At 63.7% G+C, this 16,757-nt stretch carries 13 protein-coding genes; 9 read left to right on the top strand and 4 right to left on the bottom strand.

The window, feature by feature from the left end; all coding sequences use genetic code 11:
* Positions 1 to 4 precede the first annotated feature (4 nt).
* Together B0G71_RS36055 and B0G71_RS36060 are read left to right on the top strand one after the other, a co-directional pair.
* Positions 5 to 1,168 carry an ABC transporter ATP-binding protein gene (locus tag B0G71_RS36055; protein WP_181916887.1) on the top strand — a complete coding sequence of 388 codons (1,164 nt, stop codon included), beginning with the start codon at positions 5 to 7 and terminating at the stop codon, positions 1,166 to 1,168.
* A gap of 50 nt (positions 1,169 to 1,218) precedes the next feature.
* The gene (locus B0G71_RS36060; RefSeq protein ID WP_116147961.1) at positions 1,219 to 2,262 is read left to right on the top strand and encodes a substrate-binding domain-containing protein; all 1,044 of its coding nucleotides are present in this window, start codon (positions 1,219 to 1,221) and stop codon (positions 2,260 to 2,262) included.
* A gap of 63 nt (positions 2,263 to 2,325) precedes the next feature.
* Here B0G71_RS36060 and B0G71_RS36065 read toward each other — a convergent pair whose 3' ends face one another.
* Positions 2,326 to 3,183 carry a PA4780 family RIO1-like protein kinase gene (locus B0G71_RS36065; RefSeq protein WP_116147963.1) on the bottom strand — a complete coding sequence of 286 codons (858 nt, stop codon included), beginning with the start codon at positions 3,181 to 3,183 and terminating at the stop codon, positions 2,326 to 2,328.
* Positions 3,184 to 3,674: 491 nt separating this feature from the next.
* On the opposite strand from B0G71_RS36065, the gene B0G71_RS36070 reads away from it, so the two are divergent.
* Positions 3,675 to 5,387, top strand: coding sequence for a SulP family inorganic anion transporter (locus B0G71_RS36070; RefSeq protein WP_116147965.1), 1,713 nt, complete (start codon positions 3,675 to 3,677; stop codon positions 5,385 to 5,387).
* Between the two features lie 49 nt (positions 5,388 to 5,436).
* Here the strand turns inward: B0G71_RS36070 and B0G71_RS36075 are convergent, their stop codons facing one another.
* From B0G71_RS36075 to B0G71_RS36085, 3 genes are all read right to left on the bottom strand, one after another.
* The gene (locus B0G71_RS36075) at positions 5,437 to 5,781 is read right to left on the bottom strand and encodes a hypothetical protein (protein WP_116147967.1); all 345 of its coding nucleotides are present in this window, start codon (positions 5,779 to 5,781) and stop codon (positions 5,437 to 5,439) included.
* Between the two features lie 70 nt (positions 5,782 to 5,851).
* The gene (locus B0G71_RS36080; protein WP_116147969.1) at positions 5,852 to 6,490 is read right to left on the bottom strand and encodes a LysE family translocator; all 639 of its coding nucleotides are present in this window, start codon (positions 6,488 to 6,490) and stop codon (positions 5,852 to 5,854) included.
* Between the two features lie 164 nt (positions 6,491 to 6,654).
* Positions 6,655 to 7,539 (bottom strand): LysR family transcriptional regulator, encoded by an 885-nt coding sequence (locus B0G71_RS36085; protein ID WP_116149186.1) that lies wholly within the window; start codon positions 7,537 to 7,539, stop codon positions 6,655 to 6,657.
* Positions 7,540 to 7,684: 145 nt separating this feature from the next.
* Between B0G71_RS36085 and B0G71_RS36090 the strand changes: the two genes are divergently transcribed.
* The 6 genes from B0G71_RS36090 to B0G71_RS36115 all read left to right on the top strand — a co-directional run bounded on the left by B0G71_RS36090 (position 7,685) and on the right by B0G71_RS36115 (position 16,715).
* Positions 7,685 to 8,119 (top strand): VOC family protein, encoded by a 435-nt coding sequence (locus B0G71_RS36090; RefSeq protein WP_012427720.1) that lies wholly within the window; start codon positions 7,685 to 7,687, stop codon positions 8,117 to 8,119.
* A gap of 321 nt (positions 8,120 to 8,440) precedes the next feature.
* The gene (locus tag B0G71_RS36095; protein ID WP_116147970.1) at positions 8,441 to 11,671 is read left to right on the top strand and encodes an efflux RND transporter permease subunit; all 3,231 of its coding nucleotides are present in this window, start codon (positions 8,441 to 8,443) and stop codon (positions 11,669 to 11,671) included.
* Between the two features lie 74 nt (positions 11,672 to 11,745).
* A complete protein-coding gene (locus B0G71_RS36100) occupies positions 11,746 to 12,969 on the top strand; it encodes an efflux RND transporter periplasmic adaptor subunit (RefSeq protein ID WP_116147972.1) in 1,224 nt (407 codons plus the stop codon).
* A complete protein-coding gene (locus B0G71_RS36105; RefSeq protein WP_116147974.1) occupies positions 12,966 to 14,462 on the top strand; it encodes an efflux transporter outer membrane subunit in 1,497 nt (498 codons plus the stop codon). Before B0G71_RS36100 ends, B0G71_RS36105 begins: the two co-directional genes overlap by 4 nt.
* A gap of 112 nt (positions 14,463 to 14,574) precedes the next feature.
* Positions 14,575 to 15,261 (top strand): heavy metal response regulator transcription factor, encoded by a 687-nt coding sequence (locus B0G71_RS36110; RefSeq protein ID WP_064269182.1) that lies wholly within the window; start codon positions 14,575 to 14,577, stop codon positions 15,259 to 15,261.
* Complete coding sequence (locus tag B0G71_RS36115; RefSeq protein WP_116147976.1) at positions 15,258 to 16,715, top strand: heavy metal sensor histidine kinase; 1,458 nt, start codon at positions 15,258 to 15,260, stop codon at positions 16,713 to 16,715. Before B0G71_RS36110 ends, B0G71_RS36115 begins: the two co-directional genes overlap by 4 nt.
* Positions 16,716 to 16,757: the final 42 nt, after the last annotated feature.

A 16,757-nucleotide genomic window follows, 5' to 3' on the forward strand; every position in this document is an offset into this window, starting at 1 on the left:
GGCGATGACAAACGTGGCTAATATGGCAAACGCGGCGGACATGGCGGGTGTGGCGAGCAGTCCCGATGCGGCGGACGCCGCCGGCCTCACGAATCCGGCCAACGTCGCCGTGCGCAATCTGACGATTCAACTCGGCGCGAACACGGTGATCGAGAATCTGAATCTCGACGTGCGGGCCGGCGAATTCGTCGTGCTGCTCGGACCGTCCGGCTGCGGCAAATCCACCTTGCTGCACAGCATTGCCGGCTTGATCGACGTGACCGACGGCAGCATCGAGATTGCCGGCGAAGACATGACCTGGGCCGACCCGAAAGACCGTCGCATCGCGCTGGTGTTCCAGTCGTACGCGTTGTATCCGACCATGAGCGTGGAGCGCAACCTGTCGTTTGCGCTGCGCATCAACGGCACGCCGAAGGCGGAGATTGCGCGGCGCGTGGCGCGCGCCTCGGACATGCTGCAACTCGGACCGCTGCTCAAGCGCAAACCGGCGCAACTGTCAGGCGGCCAACGGCAGCGGGTGGCCATTGGCCGGGCGATCGTGCGCGAAGCCGACGTGTTCCTGTTCGACGAGCCGCTCTCGAATCTCGACGCCAAATTGCGCACCGAACTGCGCCGTGAGCTCAAGCAACTGCACCAGCGCCTGGGCGCGACGATGATCTACGTCACGCACGATCAGGTCGAGGCAATGACGCTCGCCACCCGCATGGCGGTGATGCGCGGCGGCGTCATCCAGCAGTTCGGCACGCCCGCCGAAGTCTACGCGCGCCCCGACAACCTGTTCGTCGCGACGTTTCTGGGCACGCCCGCGATGAACCTGCTCAAGGGCACGCTCGAAACGCACGACGGCGCGCTCCACTTCTGCACGGAGCGTTGGCGGCTCGACGTGTCGGCGTACTCGTTCAAGATCGCGCCCGCGAACGGCTTGCCGTGCGTGCTCGGCGTGCGGGCCGAAGACGTGCGGCTCGCCGAAGGCGCGAGCGAACACGCAAAAGTTTCGCTGGTGGAGCCGATGGGCAACCATCGCGTCATCTGGCTCGACTATCATGGAGTGCAGGTCGCATCGATCGACCAGACGAAGACGCCGGTGGCGATAGGGGAAACCGCGGCGTTTTCGTTCGACAGTACCCATGTCTCTCTGTTCGACGAAGCGGGCGGCGCGCGTTTGTAGCGCCGGCACGCGGCGTCGCTGACAATACAACATGCTTGACGGAGATCCGCGTGGCAACACTCAAAGATGTCGCGGCACTGGCCGGCGTGGGCATGTCGACCGCCTCGCGTGCCATTTCAGGTAAGGGACCCATCTCAGCCGATGCCGCCGCGCGCGTGAAGGCGGCCATCGAACAGTTGAACTTTCGTCCGTCTTCCATCGGCCGGGCCATGGCCACGCAGTCGCTCGGCATGGTCGGCATTTTCGTGCCGACGTTCTTCGGTTCCTACTACGGCACGATCCTCAAACAGACCGACGAGGAACTGCGCGCGGTGCGCCGTCACGTGGTGGTGGCGACCGGCTGCGGAGAAGTCTCGCCGCGCGAGCAGGCCATCGAGGCGGTGCGCTTTCTGATCGGCCGCGATTGCGACGGCGTAGTGGTGATCAGCCACGATCTGCACGACGAAGACCTGATCATGCTGCACAAGATGCACCCGAAAATGGTGTTTCTGAACCGCGCGTTCGACCAGTTGCCGGAGGCGTCGTTTTGCGCCGACCACCACCGGGGCGGCGAACTGGCGGCGCGCACGCTGCTCGATCACGGGCATCGCGAGATTGCTGTGATTTCCGGGCCTTTCACTTCTTCGGACAACCAGATGCGTCTGGAGGGCTTTTTCGCCGAGCTGGCGCGCGAGGGCATTGCACGCGACGAAGTCACGCTGATCGAATCGGACTTTTCACCGGAAGGCGGCTACGCCGCCGCGCAAAAGCTGCTCGGCACGAAGCGCCGTTTCACCGGTCTGTTCTGCGCGAACGATACGATGGCGGTGAGTGCGCTGGCCTGTTTTCACCAGGCGGGGATCTCGGTGCCCCGTGAAGTCTCGGTGATCGGTTACGACGACGATTATTCGGCCGCGTATGCCGCGCCCGGACTCACCTCGGTGCATATTCCGACTGCGGAACTAACGCAGAACGCCGTGCGCTGGCTGGTCAATCAGTGCTACCGGACCACATGGGAGATTTTCCGCGAGTTTCCGGTGAGCGTGACGATGCGGGAGTCGGTGGGACCGGCGCAGGGGGCGATGCAGGCGGCGCGGTTGAGCAGTACGTCGTAGCTGCTTCTCGTGAGGCGGCGAGGCGGGAAGCGCTGACCTCGCTGCCCGGCCGCCCGTGAAGGTTCAGGTGCCGCTGCGCAGCGACTGCTCGTAGCGCAGGCGCGCTTCTTCATCGAGCCGCGTATCTTCGAGTTCCTGAAGCACGGCTTCCAGATCGATCGGCGTGGTATCGAGGGCGACGCGGCCGGTCAGCGCCGCGTCGACATGCAATGCGCCCGCTTCGTAGAGCGACCAGATTTCCTTGCCGTAACTAGTCTCCAGTAACGCCGGCGCGAAGCGGCCGAAATACGTGGCGAGGTTGTTGACGTCGCGCTCGAGCATGGCGGGCGCTTCGAGATTGCCGGCGGCATCCACGGCCTGTGGCAGGTCGATGATGACCGGGCCGTCGGCGGCAAGCAGGATGTTGTACTCGGACAGGTCGCCGTGAATCATGCCGGCGCACAGCATGCGCACCACCTCGTTCACCAGCCGCGCATGCAGTTCGAGCGCGCGCTCTTCGGTCATCTCGACATCGTTCAGACGCGGCGCGACGTTGCCGTCGGCGTCGGTCACCAACTCCATCAGCAATACGCCGTCGGTGCAGATAAAAGGCTGCGGCACGCGCACGCCCGCGTTCGCGAGCTGGAACAGCGCGTCGACTTCGGCGTTCTGCCAGGCCTGTTCCTGCACTTCGCGGCCATAGCGGCTGCCTTTTTCCATCGCGCGTTGCTGGCGGCTGTTCTTGACCTTGCGGCCTTCGCGGTAGGACGCAGCCTGGCGGAAGCTGCGCTGTTTGGCGTCCTTGTAGACTTTCGCGCAGCGCGTGGCGTCGCCGCTGCGGACCACGTAGACGGTGGCTTCCTTACCGCTCATCAACTGGGAGATGACTTCGTCGATCAGGCCTTCTTCGACGAGCGGGAGCAGACGTTTCGGGGTTTTCATGCGACCGCCGAAGAGCGGTGGTCGGCGCGGCGGCGATACGCGGCCGGCTGCGAGGGCAGGTGATGCGGGATTCGGGTCATGCGGGATTATACGGGGAGACTGCCTCGAGCATAAAAAGCGGCCGTGAAACGGCTGCGGACTCGCGCGAGTTTGTTGTAATCGCCGACACAGTCATTTGCTGTTTTCCCCCATTCAGTTCGCATGCCCATCGCGTAAACTCGCAGGAACAAGACGTTACGGGGTGCGAGATGTTGGCCGTGTTCTTCATTGCCTGTCCGATCTGCATTGCCGCGTTGTTCGGTTTCGCGCGGTACGTGCATCCGGTGACGGGACGATTCAAGCGGTAAGTCAGGCAGCGGGATGTTGTCCGCAGCGCCAATCGGGCGCGTGTTGCGTGTTCACTTTCTTTAGCCGATCTCGCTACAAGTCTTGCCTTTGAGTGTCGAGTCGCGGCACGATGCGCGATAACCTCGATTAGGGCGGTATCGCGTATGCGAGATTTTCTGGCGACTTTTGCGGCACGCGCCAGCGTGCTGAAGGGCGTCCTTCCTCTGAACCGCGCCGCGGCGGCGCGCGATGCGTTGGCCGGCGTGCAGCTTGCGTCGATGGATATTCCGCAAGTGCTCGGCTACGCGCGTATTGCCGGCATGCCAGCTGTGACGGGCTTGTACACGGTCTTTCTGCCGCTGATCGCCTTTGCGTTTTTCGGCGCCTCGCGGCATCTGGTCGTCGCCGCGGACTCCGCGACCGCCACCATCTTCGCAAGCCGGCTTGCCACCATGGCGCCGCCCTCCAGCGCTGAATACGCCGCGCTCGCCGCGATGGTCGCCTTGCTGACCGCTGCCTTGCTGTTCATCGCGCGGATTTTCAAACTGGGCTTTCTCGCCGATTTTCTGTCGCGCACCGTGCTGGTCGGCTTCCTTGCAGGCGTTGGCGTGCAGGTCGGCATTGCGATGCTCGGCGACATGCTCGGCTTGCCCGGACACGCCGCGCGCAGCGTCGATCAGCTCATGCTGGTGGTGCGCGAAGTTAGCCAGGTCCATCGGCCGACGCTCGCCATTTCGCTGCTGGTGGTCGTCGCCATTCTGACGTGCAAACGCTTTCTGCCACGCGTGCCGGTGCCGTTGATCGCCGTCGTGGCGGGTATTGCGGCGAGCGATATGTATCGCTTTCCGGCCCACGGCATTGCCGTGCTCGGCCCGGTGGCGGGCGGCTTGCCACCGCTGCGCGTACCGTCGGTGACATGGCAGCAGATGCTCGATCTGCTGCCCGTGGCGGCGTCCTGTTTCGTGATGATCGTCGCGCAGAGCGCTGCCGCGAGCCGCGTGTTCGCCGAGCGTCACCACGAACCGGTCGATACCAACGCCGACTTGCTCGGCATCGCCGCGGCCAACGCGGCGGCGGCGTTTTCAGGCGCCTTCGTGGTGAACGGCAGTCCGACGCAAACCGCCATGGCCGACCTGGCCGGCACGCGCAGCCAGTTTGCGCAGTTGGTCTTCGCGGCCGTGGTGGTGGCGGTGCTGCTGTTTTTCAGCCGCTTTTTGCAGTATCTGCCGCACTGCATTCTCGCCAGCATCGTGTTTACGATCGCCATCGGCCTGATCAATCTGAAAACCTTGTTCGCGATTCGCCGGGAGAGCCCTGGCGAATTCGCGCTGGCCGTGTTCACCGCGGCGGCCGTGGTGCTGATTGGCGTCGAGCACGGCATTCTGGTGGCGGTGGCGCTCTCGCTGCTGCGGCACGTGCGCCACAGCTACCGTCCGCATACGATGATTCTCGCCCCTGGTGACGACGACGTCTGGGTGCCGGTGCCCGCTGTGCCCGGCGTCCAGACCGCGCCGGGCCTGATCGTCTACCGCTTCGGCGCCGATCTGTTTTACGCGAACGACCACTTTTTCGTCGACGATACCCGGCGCCTGATCGACCTTGCCCCGAGCAAGGTGCGCTGTTTCGTGATCGACGCAAGCGCGATCACCGACATCGACTATTCGGCCTCACGCTCGGTTGGCGAGTTGTGCCAGACATTGAAAAGCCAGGGCATCGAGGTATTGTTCGCGCGCGTGAACCCCTACTTGCGGTCGGACATGGACCGGCACGGCATCACGCCGATCGTCGAAGAAGGTCGCATTTTCAACACATTGCACGAAGCGCTGCGCACGGCCGGTGTGGAGAAGCCCGACCGGCATGTGAAAGAGGCCACGTAAGCGCGGGATTGCGCGAGGGCAGCGCAATGCGCAGCTTCTGGTGTGGCGGCTATTCGTCAGCGAAGAAATAGCCGATGAAGAAACACACGCCCGCGATAACAGCACCCAGCACAGCCACCGTATAAGCGAGCGCCGTGCCGTGCCACAGCCCGTCGAACCACTGATGAAGCTGCGCCATCAGCACCGCCGCATTGCCGCCAATACGCTGCAATTCGATCTGATAGCGCGGATCGGCCACGCTGTACATGGAGACGGCGCTGTCCGGCGGCGTGGTCGCATAGATGATCACGGCCAGAACCACGCCGGCCACGAATGCCGTGATGCCCGCGAGGTAGAGCCGCTGGCGCCATGGCGAGCGCTGCGCTGCCGGATTCACTTCATTACCGCCGCTCATCGTATTCGTCTATCCGCTTCAATTATCACGGCGACAGTATCGCAGAGCGGCGGGCGTCTCCTGGACGCGCTCAGCTTTTCGAAGTCAGCAGCTTGATGCCGGCAATGCCGAACATGATGGCGAGCGAGCCGTCCAGCCAGCGCCGGATCGACGCGTAGATGCGCCGTGCGGAAGCGGTCGAAAACAGCACCGCATAGCTGCTGAACACCGACACGCCGATGCACATGCAGCCGAGCACCACCGGCGTGGTATGCGAGGTGCCGCCGGCCGGCGACATGGCCAGCGAGACGATCGAGAGCCACACCAGAATCGCTTTCGGATTGGTGAGATGCAGCAGCAGGCCGCGCAGATAGAGACGCTTGAGTGGTTCGTTGTCACGCGTCGCGCCCGTGGGCAATGCCTTGGGACGGAACGCGGAGCGCGCGGATTTGAAGCCGAGCCACAACAGATACAGACCGCCGGCAATCTTGATCGCCACCAGACATTCCGAATAAGTGGCGAGTACGGCCGACAAACCCAGTGACGCCAGCAGCGCCCAGAAGTACGAACCCGACACCACGCCGAGCGCGAAGGTGAGCGCGGAACGGCGGCCCGCGCTCATCGCCAGCGACATGATCGCGAGATTGCTCGGCCCAGGGCTCGCCGTACCGACGAAGTAGGCGCTGTAAGCGATCAGGACATCGGCGGTGAGGAAACTGCTGGCGATCATGGGCTGGACCTCGGCGGCGGGCAGGGCGTGCGGCTCGCAGCGCACACGGGTAAGGAGCGCGAGTCGTCGCGCAAACGCAGATTTTGCGCGCGGGCGGAAGAATCTCAAAGATACAGTTCGTTGCTCCAGCAACAGCACAATCGCGCGGACGCGGCGGCTTGGGCTCACGCACCGGCTGCCATGCCGATGCAATCCGCGAGCGCGCCCGCCACCGCCTGGCGACTATGCCGCGGTCGCTGCACGAGGCCGATCTCCCGCTGAAACGTCGCCTCGCCGAGTTCGAGTGCGACGACGCCGGCCGGCCATTTGCCGAGTCCCGCGCTATTCGGAAGGAGCGCCACGCCGATACCGCGCGCGACCAGTTGCACGATGCCTTGCAGCTCGTCCAGCTCGATCACGTCGCGCACATTGACCCGCGAGCGCCGCAGAAACCGGTCGACCAGCCTGCCGCCGAACGAGCCGCGGTCGTAGCGGATAAACGGCTCGCTGCGCAGCAGTTCGCGCCAGGACCGCGGCGCGCCCTTGCCGCGCACGAGCGCCTTGGGCACGAGCAGCACGAACGGCTCGGTGACGAGCGTGCGCCATTCGAGTTCGGACGGCAGCGCGAAGGGCGGTTTGATGATGACGGCCAGGTCCAGTTCGCCGGAATCGACTTGCCCCAGCAAGCCCAGCGACACGCCGGGCACGACCCGAATGCGCCAGCCGGGACGGTCGTCGCGAAAGCGCGCGAGTGCGTCGGCGAGAAACGACACTTGCGCGGATGCAATGGCGCCTACCCGCAGCATGCCGCTTTCCGCCGCGACCGCGCCACGTTCGGAAAGCCGCGCGTAGAGCGTCATCATTTCCTCGGCGAGCGTGAGCGTTTCGCGGCCGGCGTCGTTGAGTGTGGCGGAGCGGCCGGTGCGGTCGAAGAGCGCGAAGCCGAGTTCTTCTTCGAGCCGTTGCATTTGCGCGCTCACGGCGGATTGCGTCAGCCCGATGCGCGCGCCGGCGCTCGAAAACGTGCCGTACTGGCTCACAGCGATGAAAGTCTTGAGTTCGCTTAGCATGTTGGATTGATCGAATTTGGTGATAGTCAGATCAAATATATATCGTTTTTCCCCATTTTTAGTCATGGTTAAACTTTGCTTCACGCGTGAGGTGTTCAAAGTGCCCGCACGTTCCACCCAATTCCAATCAGCGAGTTTCCCCATCATGAGCGTTGCCGATACCGTCTTGCCGCCGTTCCATCTGGCGTTCCCTGTTCATAGCCTTGCCGCCGCGCGCGAGTTTTACGGCGAACTGCTGGGCTGCCCGGAAGGGCGCAGCTCGGACGCGTGGGTCGATTTCAATTTCTATGGCCATCAGATCGTCGCGCATCTCGCGCCGGAGGAAATCGGCCATCGTCATACCAGCAAGGTCGACGGCGATGCCGTGCCGGTCCGCCACTTCGGTGCGGTGCTCTCGATGGCGCAATGGCAGGCCGCCGCGGACAAGCTGCAAGCGGCCGGCATCGACTTCATCATCGAGCCGCATGTGCGTTTCAAGGGTGAAGTCGGCGAACAGGCGACCATGTTCTTCCTCGACCCGTCGGGCAATGCGCTGGAATTCAAGGCGTTCGCGGATATGTCGGCGTTGTTCGCGAAGTAACGCCGGTAGCGGCGTGGCAAAGGGTCGAGGATCGACCAGGCTTTGAATGCGCGTGAAGTATTTGCTTCGCGCAAAACAATCCATGCGATGTTTCGCGACGCGCTCGCGTGACATCGCATTGAAGCGGCACCTCAATTCCGGCTATCTTCTCTTATCAAACGTTTGCTTGCCGGCAAACTCCTCGCAGTTCAAGCACCGTTTTTCCTTACGTTAGCCTTCCTGACAATTCCGCCATTTTGGCGCCATGCAGGCGTTGGTGCTAGCGATCTAGCATAAGCGCTGATTCACCATCCCTTACCTGCATTCATTCGGGCGCGTTTCATGTGGATCGTCAACGTTGCGCTTAAGCGGCCCTACACGTTCATCGTGATGGCCATTCTGATCTTGCTGGCGACGCCGTACGTGCTGTTCACCACGCCGGTCGACGTGCTGCCGGAAATCAATATTCCGGTGGTCAGTATCATCTGGACCTACACGGGCTTGTCGGCCCAGGACATGGCCAACCGCATCACCTCGGTCAACGAGCGCAGTCTGACCACCACGGTCAACGACATCGAGCACATCGAATCGCAATCGCTCGCGGGCATCACGATCCTGAAGGTGTTCCTGCAGCCGAACGCGAACATTCAGACTGCAATCGCGCAAACGGTGGCCGTCGAACAGGCGCAGCTCAAGCAGATGCCACCGGGCGCCACGCCGCCGCTCGTGATCAGCTATTCGGCTTCAAGTATTCCGGTGATCCAGCTCGGCCTGTCGAGCCCGAAACTCTCCGAGCAGGCGCTCAACGATACGGCGCTGAACTTTCTGCGCCCGCAACTCGTGACGATTCCCGGCGCGGCCGTGCCGTATCCGTATGGCGGCAAGTCGCGGCTGATCTCGGTCGACCTGAACACACGCGCGCTGCTTGCCAAAGGCCTGACGCCTTCCGATGTGGTTAGCGCGTTCAACGCGCAAAACCTGATCTTGCCGACCGGCACGGCGAAGATCGGACCGAAGGAATACACCATCAACATGAACGGCTCGCCCAGCACGCTGGAAGGGCTCAACGATATTCCAGTGCGCACGCTCAACGGCGCGACCACGTATCTGCGTGAAGTTGCGCATGTGCGCGACGGTTTCTCGCCGCAGACCAATATCGTGCGGCAGGACGGGCATCGCGGCGTGCTGATGTCGGTGCTCAAGAACGGCAGCGCGTCGACGCTCTCCATCGTGAATACGCTGAAAGGGCTGCTGCCGAACGCACAAGCGGCATTGCCGCCCGATCTGAAAATCACTGCATTGTTCGATCAGTCGGTGTTCGTGAAAGCGGCGGTGCAGGGCGTGGTGCGCGAGGCGCTGGTCGCCGCCGCGCTGACCGCCGCGATGATCCTGTTGTTCCTCGGCAACTGGCGCAGCACCTGCATTATCGCGATCTCGATTCCACTGTCGATCCTGTCCTCGCTGATCGCGCTGCATGCGCTCGGGCAGACCATCAACATCATGACGCTCGGCGGTCTCGCGCTGGCAGTCGGGATTCTGGTGGACGATGCCACGGTGACGATCGAGAACATCGAACGGCATCTGCATATGGGCACGAATCTGCACGACGCGATTCTCGACGGCGCGGGTGAAATTGCGATTCCAGCGCTGGTGTCCACGCTCTGTATCTGTATCGTATTCGTGCCGATGTTCTTCCTGACCGGCGTGGCGCGTTATCTGTTCGTGCCGCTCGCCGAAGCGGTGGTGTTCGCCATGCTGGCGTCGTACATTCTCTCGCGTACGCTGGTGCCGACCCTCGCGATGCTGCTGATGGGGCACGCGCACAAGCCGAAGCAGGGTGCGAAGCCGAATTTGTTCATGCGCCTCTATCACCGCTTCGATCGTGGCTTCGAGCGCATGCGCGCCGGCTACATCATGATTCTGAGCAGCTTGCTGGTGCGTCGCGGCATGTTCGGCAGCGTGTTCCTCGGCTTTTGCGTCGTCTCGATGGGCCTGATTTTCGTGCTCGGCGAAGACTTCTTCCCAAGCGTGGACGCCGGCGACATTCGCCTGCATATGCGTGCGCCGACCGGCACGCGCATCGAGGAAACCGCGCGTCTCGCCGACGAAGTCGAAAAGGTGATCCGCGAAGTCGTGCCGCGGAAAGAACTCGGCACGATTCTCGACAACCTCGGTTTGCCCTATAGCGGCATCAACCTTTCGTATAGCAATGCGGGCACGATCGGCACGCTCGACGGCGAGATCCAGGTGGCGCTCAATGAAGATCACAAGCCCACGCAAATCTACATGGACAAACTGCGCGCGATTCTGCCGCAGCGCTTTCCGGGCGTCGAGTTTTTCTTCCAGCCGGCCGACATCGTCACTCAGATTCTTAACTTCGGTTTGCCTGCTGCCGTGGACGTGCAGATTTCCGGCACGAATCAGGAGGGCAACTTCGACGTTGCGCGCAAACTGCTGAAACAGGTGCGCATGATTCCCGGCACCGTGGACACGCACATCCAGCAGAAACTGGACGAACCGGCGATCAATCTTCAGATGGACCGCACGCGGCTTCAGCAACTCAATCTGAGCGCGAGCAATGTGGCGCAAAACGTGCTCATTTCCTTGTCGGGCAGTTCGCAAACATCGCCGGGTTTCTGGTTCAACAACCGCAACGGCGTGGAATACAACGTCGCGGTGCAAACGCCGCAGTACCAGGTGTCGTCGATCGACGAACTGTTGCGCACGCCGGTCTCCGGTTCGGCCAACGGCCCGACGCAACTGCTCGGCAACCTGGTGCGGGTCGCACCGCAGACGCAGTTCGCCGAAGTCACGCACTACAACATCAGGCCGGTGATCGATCTGTATGTGAGCGTCGAGAAGCGCGACCTGGGGAGCGTGGCGAATCAGGTCGACAAGCTGGTGGACAACGTGCGCGCGTCGCTGCCGCGCGGCAGTCAGATTACCGTGCGCGGCCAGGTGAAGACCATGCGCAGTTCGTTCTTCGGGCTGGGACTCGGCGTGGCGATGGCGATCGTGCTGGTGTACCTGCTGATCGTCGTGAACTTCCAGTCGTGGGTCGATCCGCTGATCATCGTCAGCGCGTTGCCCGCGGCGCTGGCGGGCATTGTGTGGATGCTGTTCCTGACCGGCACGCACCTGAGCGTGCCGGCCTTGACCGGCGCGATCATGACTATGGGCGTGGCTACCGCCAACAGTATTCTGATGGTGTCGTTCGCGCGCCAGCGTCTGTCGGCTGGCGCACCGCCGCTGACCGCCGCGCTCGAAGCCGGCGCAAGCCGGATCAGGCCGGTGCTGATGACGGCCTTCGCGATGATCATCGGCATGATTCCGATGGCGCTCGGCCTGGGCGAAGGCGCCGAGCAGAATGCGCCGCTCGGCCGCGCGGTGATCGGCGGCTTGCTGTTCGCCACCGTTTCCACACTGTTTTTCGTGCCGCTGGTGTTCGCGGCGATTCACTCCCGCCTCGCGCGCCGCCACCGCGGCGACGATGACCATGGCGGCGCGAATCACACGGGTTCCCACGACGACGGCCCCGCGCCCGAGCACGGCGGCGCTGGCAAGCCCGCGTAAAGTTAAATGACGGCTGACTGATATGGCTGACTGAGATGGCTGACTGAGATGGCTGACTGAGATGGCTGACTGAGATGACCGAAAAAACTCATGCATCGCTAGCGATTCCTGCGCGAGAGACGGAAGGCGGCCACGCCTTGCCACCGCGCCATCAAGAATGGAAGCGCGCCAAACTCGCCGTGTGGATCGTGCTGGCGCTGCTGGCCGCGGGGGCCTTGCGCACCGTGATCGCCAACGTCATGCAAAACCATGCGGTGGCGGAGACCACGAAGCAGAACGCCACGCAGTATGTGAACGTGGTGAGCCCGACCCAGACCGAAGGCGGCGGCGATACCTTGCTGCCGGGCACGCTGCGCGGCTACGTCGAATCGCCGATCTTTGCGCGCTCCACTGGTTATCTGCTGCACTGGTACGCCGATATCGGCGCGCGAGTGAAGCAGGGCCAGTTGCTCGCCGATCTGGATACGCCGGAAATCGATCAGGAACTCGCGCAGGCTTTGGCGCAGCGCCAGCAAACCAGTTCGAGCCTCGGCCTCGCGAAGAGCTCACTGGACCGCTGGCAGCAATTGCGTCAGCGCGATGCGGTCTCGCAACAGGAACTCGACGAACGGCAGAGCACTTATACGCAGGACGTCGCCAATCTCGCCGCTGCCGACGCCAACGTCAAGCGCCTGCAGCAACTCGAATCGTTCAAGCGGATCGTGGCGCCGTTCGCGGGCGTGGTCACGCAACGCAATGTGGATGTCGGCGACCTGATCGACGCGGGCAGCGGCACGAGCCGCGCGCTCTTCGCGCTCGCGCAGTCGGATCCGCTGCGCGTTTATGTGCAATTGCCGCAGGCGTATGCGCAAAACGTGTCGGCGGGGCAGAAGGTGGTGGTGACGCAGGCCGAGCTGCCGGGCCAGCAATTCCACGGCACGATCACGCACATTTCCGGCGCGATCGACGTGCCCACCCGTTCGCTGCAGGTCGAAGTGACCTTGCCGAATCCGGACGACAAGCTGCGCCCCGGCGCGTATGTCCAGGTGGCGGTGCCGGCCTCGGCGCATGCGCGATTGACGGTGCCGGGCAATGCTTTGCTGTTTCGTGCCGAAGGCCCGCGCGTCGCGGTGGTCGATGCGAAGGGCAACGTGCAGCTGCACAAGATCGTGATTGCGCAGGATCTCGGACAGTCGCTTGAAATCGAAAGCGGCGTCGAGGCGAACGACAAGATCATCATCAACCCGAGCGATTCGATCGCGGACGGCGATCACGTGCAGATCCAGCAGCCGCAAACCAACCGCAAGGGGGCGTCGTGAAGCACGTGGCCACATGCCGTGCGTTGACGACGCTGGCGGGCGCGGCGCTGCTGGCCGCGTGCACGGTCGGGCCGAATTACGAAAGGCCGCAGGCCGAGGTGCCGCCCAGCTGGCAAACCGATTCGTACTGGCGCGTGGCCGTGCCGTCTCATGCACCGATTTCGCCGGACTGGTGGAGCGCGTTCAGCGATGCGACGCTCGCCACGCTGGAAACGCAGGCGCTCGCGCAGAATCAGACGCTGGTCGCGGCCAGCGCACACTACGAGCAGGCCCGGGCGACGCTCGCGAATAACCGCGCACAGCAGATTCCCGAAGTCGATTTCGCGGCGCAGGGATCGCGCTTCCGGATTTCGCAGAACCGTCCACAGACGAATTACGGCACGCCCACGACGTCGACGGTGCAAAACAATGTGCAGCTCGGCCCCACGATCAGCTACGACACCGATCTATTCGGCCGGATACGTCGCGAAGTGGAAGGCGCGGCGGCTTCCGCGCAGCAATCGGCGGACGATCTGGCCAACGCGCGGCTCGTGCTCACCACCGATCTCGCCAGCGACTATTTCTCGCTGCGTGAACTCGACGCCGAGATCGACGTACTGAATCGGTCGGTGAAACTGCAGCAGAAGGCGCTCGACTACGTCACCACGGAACATGATCTCGGTTCGGTGTCCGGGCTCGACGTGCTGCAACAGAAGTCGCTGCTCGACTCGACGCGCGTGCAGGCGCAACTGCTGCTGAATCAGCGGGCGCAGTTCGAACATGCGATTGCTGCTCTGGTCGGCGTGCCCGCGCCGCAGTTTTCGATCGAGCCCAAGGTGCTCGCGGTTCAGGTTCCGTCGATTCCGCTCGGCGTGCCCAGCGACGTGTTGCAGCGACGGCCGGATGTCGCCTCGGCGGAGCGCGCGATGGCCGCGGCGAACGCGCAGATCGGCGTCGCCAAGGCGGCGTTCTTCCCGAGTCTCACGCTGGCGCCGAGCATCGGTTGGGAAAGCACGCAGTTCGCCAGTCTGCTGAGCGCGCCGACGCTGATGTGGACGCTCGGCGCGGCAGTCAGCCAGGTGCTGTTCGACGGCGGCCGCCGCGCGGCCAACGTGAAGTTCGCGAGCGAAGGCTACAAGGCCACCGAGGCGAACTACCGCCAGACCGTGCTCACCGCGTTCCAGCAGGTGCAGGACGGCATCACCGGACTGTCCGTGCTGGACGGCGCGGCGAAGCAGTCGAGCGAGGCCGTCACCGATGCGCAGCATCTGCTGGCGCTCGCCAACGACCGCTATTCGGGCGGCCTCGTCGCGTACCTCGACGTGATCACCGCCCAGCAGTCGCTGCTCACCAGCGAGCGCCAGGACGTGCAGATTCACGGCCAGCAGATGACGCTGTCGGTCTCGCTCGTGAAGGCGCTCGGCGGCGGCTGGGACGTCGGCGCGGACATGTCGAATACGCCCGCGGGCGCGCAGCGCGACGACACGAAGGAGGCGATGGCTCCCGCGCGGTGAGCTGGCGGATCATGAAGCAGCAGGGCAGCAGCAGGGGCAGCAGCGGGAGCACGCGGCGGTGCGCAAGACGATTGCAAGGCGTTTCGTATAATGCACATACAAGGGGACGCGCATGAAATTGCTGATTGTTGAAGACGAGCACAAGGTGGTGGACTACCTGCGCTCCGGTTTGACAGAGCAGGGGTGGGTCGTCGACGTTGCGCTCGACGGCGAGGAAGGCATGCATCTGGCCACCGAATTCGATTACGACGTGATCGTCCTCGACGTGATGCTGCCCAAACGCGACGGCTTCAGCGTGCTGAAGGCGCTGCGTATGCGCAAGTCCACGCCGGTCATCATGCTCACCGCGCGCGATCACGTGAACGACCGCGTGCGCGGCCTGCGCGAAGGCGCCGACGACTACCTCACCAAACCCTTTTCGTTTCTCGAACTGGTCGAGCGGCTTCATGCGCTCGCGCGCCGCACGCGTTCGCAGGAGTCGACGCTGATTTCCGTCGGCGATCTGTTCGTCGATCTGATCGGCCGGCGCGCGACCCGCGACGGCGTGCGCCTCGATCTCACCGCCAAGGAATTCCAGCTGCTCAGCGTGCTGGCGCGCCGGCAAGGCGACATTCTGTCGAAGACGGCGATTACCGAACTCGTCTGGGACGTCAACTTCGACAGCCATACCAACGTGGTCGAGACCGCGATCAAACGATTGCGCGCCAAGCTCGACGGCCCGTTCCCCTCGAAACTGCTGCATACCGTGCGCGGCATGGGGTACGTGCTCGAAGTGCGCGAAGAGGCGGAGCAGCCATGAACAGGTCGATTGCCCGGCGCCTCGCGTTGATGTTCGCGTTGGTCGCGCTGTTCGTGTTCACGCTGGTCGGCACGGGGCTCTTTCTGGTGCTGCGCACGCAGCTCGAACACCATCTGCGCGAGTCGCTCGACGACCGCACGCAGATCGCGCGCATCATCGTGTATCACGCCGTGACGCCGGAGAAGTGGCGCATGGCGCGCGAAAAGCTTACCGACATGACGCCGCGCGACGGCAGCACGGTATATGCGGTGTCGAGCACCGATCCGTATTTCCATTACGGCACGCCGGTCGGCGGCTCGGTGGTCACGAGCTGGGCCGGCGGCTATTCACGCGTGACGCCGGCGGGCGGCGGCCAGGACATGCTGAGCTCCACGGTGACAATTCCGGCTTACGGCGCGCGTCCGGCGGTGCAGTTGCAGGTGGCCGCGAGCTATTCGCCCAATGTGCGCACCATGCGCGTGTTCGGCTCGGCGCTCGCCGCGCTGTCGGCGCTCGGCAGTCTTGGCGTGTTGCTGCTTAGCTATTCGGTCACGCGGCTCGGTCTCGCGCCGCTCACGCGTCTCACGCGCGACGCTTCCGCCGTGAGTCCGAATAACCGCTCGCAGCGTCTGAATACGGCCTCGCTGCCGCTCGAACTGAACGACCTGGCCAACTCCTTCAATGGTGCATTAGAGCGGCTCGACGGCGCGTATGGCCGCCTCGAATCGTTCAATGCGGACGTGGCCCACGAACTGCGCACGCCGGTGACGATTCTGATCGGCCAGACGGAAGTGGCGTTGACACGCAATCGCTCGGTCGACGATCTGCGCCACACATTGCAATCGAATCTCGAAGAATACGAGCGCATGCGGGCGATCATCAACGACATGCTGTTTCTCGCCCGCGCCGATCAGGGCGAGCGCGCGACGGGTCTCGTCGACGTGTCGCTGGCCGCGGAAGTCGCGCATACGCTGGAGTTTCTGGAGATACCGCTCGAAGAAGCGCGGGTACGGGCACACTTGCGCGGCGACGCCCTGGCGCGCGTGAACCGCTCGCTGTTCGGCCGCGCCTGCACCAATCTGTTGATGAACGCTATCCAGCATTGCGAGCCGGACGCCGAGATCAGCGTGACGATCGTGAGTGACGAGAGTCAGGTGCGCGTGGCGGTGGCCAATCCCGGTGAGCCGATCTCGCCGGATGTGCTCGAACATCTGTTCGACCGCTTCTACCGCGCGGAAGTCTCACGCACGAATAGCCGCGAAAATCACGGCCTCGGGCTCGCGATCGTGAAGGCGATCGCGGAGATGCATCGCGGCAGCGTGTCGGCGCAAAGCGCGCACGGCATCAACACCTTTGTGTTTTCGGTCGCGGCGGTTTCGCCGACGGAAGCCGGCGTGCCGGCGGCGCGCTCGAATTCGGGTGCGGCTGCTGACGGAACCGGTTATCCGCCACTGGTGAAGAGCAAGTCAGCCTGAATCGCCAGACACCGCAGCGGCGTTCGAAGGTCGTCTCGCGGC

Source organism: Paraburkholderia sp. BL27I4N3, assembly GCF_003386115.1.
Lineage (GTDB): Bacteria > Pseudomonadota > Gammaproteobacteria > Burkholderiales > Burkholderiaceae > Paraburkholderia.

Coding starts and splice junctions, on each gene's coding strand:
- B0G71_RS36055 (WP_181916887.1), top strand. CDS start 5: ATGACAAACGTGGCTAATATGGCAAACGCGGCGGACATGGCGGGTGTG.
- B0G71_RS36065 (WP_116147963.1), bottom strand. CDS start 3,183: ATGAAAACCCCGAAACGTCTGCTCCCGCTCGTCGAAGAAGGCCTGATC.
- B0G71_RS36070 (WP_116147965.1), top strand. CDS start 3,675: ATGCGAGATTTTCTGGCGACTTTTGCGGCACGCGCCAGCGTGCTGAAG.
- B0G71_RS36075 (WP_116147967.1), bottom strand. CDS start 5,781: ATGAGCGGCGGTAATGAAGTGAATCCGGCAGCGCAGCGCTCGCCATGG.
- B0G71_RS36080 (WP_116147969.1), bottom strand. CDS start 6,490: ATGATCGCCAGCAGTTTCCTCACCGCCGATGTCCTGATCGCTTACAGC.
- B0G71_RS36085 (WP_116149186.1), bottom strand. CDS start 7,539: ATGCTAAGCGAACTCAAGACTTTCATCGCTGTGAGCCAGTACGGCACG.
- B0G71_RS36090 (WP_012427720.1), top strand. CDS start 7,685: ATGAGCGTTGCCGATACCGTCTTGCCGCCGTTCCATCTGGCGTTCCCT.
- B0G71_RS36095 (WP_116147970.1), top strand. CDS start 8,441: ATGTGGATCGTCAACGTTGCGCTTAAGCGGCCCTACACGTTCATCGTG.
- B0G71_RS36100 (WP_116147972.1), top strand. CDS start 11,746: ATGACCGAAAAAACTCATGCATCGCTAGCGATTCCTGCGCGAGAGACG.
- B0G71_RS36110 (WP_064269182.1), top strand. CDS start 14,575: ATGAAATTGCTGATTGTTGAAGACGAGCACAAGGTGGTGGACTACCTG.
- B0G71_RS36115 (WP_116147976.1), top strand. CDS start 15,258: ATGAACAGGTCGATTGCCCGGCGCCTCGCGTTGATGTTCGCGTTGGTC.